Origin of the sequence: Vibrio sp. 10N.222.48.A3 (assembly GCF_041475345.1) — a bacterium.
Classification (GTDB): Bacteria; Pseudomonadota; Gammaproteobacteria; order Enterobacterales; family Vibrionaceae; genus Vibrio; species Vibrio tasmaniensis_A.
Genome location: NZ_JBFRVX010001346.1, coordinates 1 through 930, shown reverse-complemented (window position 1 = coordinate 930; position 930 = coordinate 1). Strand labels below are relative to the sequence as shown.

General features: G+C 42.9%; 2 protein-coding genes. Both read left to right on the top strand.

What is annotated here, in order from left to right:
• Nucleotides 1-524 (top strand): Qnr family pentapeptide repeat protein (locus AB4653_RS26240; protein WP_372105689.1); only part of this gene is annotated, 524 nt, incomplete at its 5' end.
• Between the two features lie 232 nt (nt 525-756).
• Nucleotides 757-930: DUF5062 family protein (locus AB4653_RS26235; RefSeq protein ID WP_372105690.1), on the top strand; the 174-nt coding region annotated here is incomplete at its 3' end.

Genomic DNA, 930 nt, shown 5'->3' with positions numbered 1-930 from the left:
ACTGTAAGTTTATTGAACAAGGCGATATTGAGGGGTGCCACTTTGATATTGCCGATTTACGAGACGCAAGTTTCCAGAATTGCCAGTTGGCGATGGCGAACTTTAGTAATGCGAATTGCTATGGGATTGAGCTGCGTGAATGCGATTTAAAAGGAGCGAATTTTACTCGTGCTAACTTTGCCAATCAAGTAAGCAATAGGATGTACTTTTGCTCTGCGTATATTACGGGCTGTAACTTGTCATACGCCAACTTGGAGCAGGCCTGCTTGGAAAAGTGTGAGTTGTTTGAAAACCGCTGGATAGGGACTTACCTTGGCGGTGCGTCACTGAAAGAGTCTGATCTCAGCCGAGGCGTGTTCTCCGAAGATGTATGGGGGCAATTCAGTATGCAGGGGGCTAACTTGTGTCATGCGGAATTAGAAGGGTTAGACCCTCGTAAAGTGGATACGACAGGGATTAAGATTGTCGCTTGGCAACAAGATCAGTTGCTTGAAACCATGGGTATTGTTGTGATGCCTGATTGATTTTCCAATTCTGCATATCACGCTGTAAAACTCGGTTGTCGTATCACTCTGTCGTAATTAACCACAGCAGTTAGAAGAAAAGCCCAAAGCTAACAACTTTGGGCTTTTCCGTATTTGGAGTCCGTAACCTGCAATTTATCAAAGCGACTCGTCAAACTGAGAGCGAAGTAATCTTGTGAGTCTTTCGGTTTGATATACTCAGTGTTCATTCGATTAAGATGATGGAGATGATATGTCGAAAACCGCGAAGATCATTAATGAAGATAAATTGCTAAAGAAAGCTCTGGAAGTCGGTTCTAAAATGGCAAAGTTACAAGGCTTTGATTTGCCACACTCATCTCAACCTATAAAAGTTAAGGCTGTGTACTTGTTTCTTGTTGGAGTTAATCAGATCACGCCTTTACCT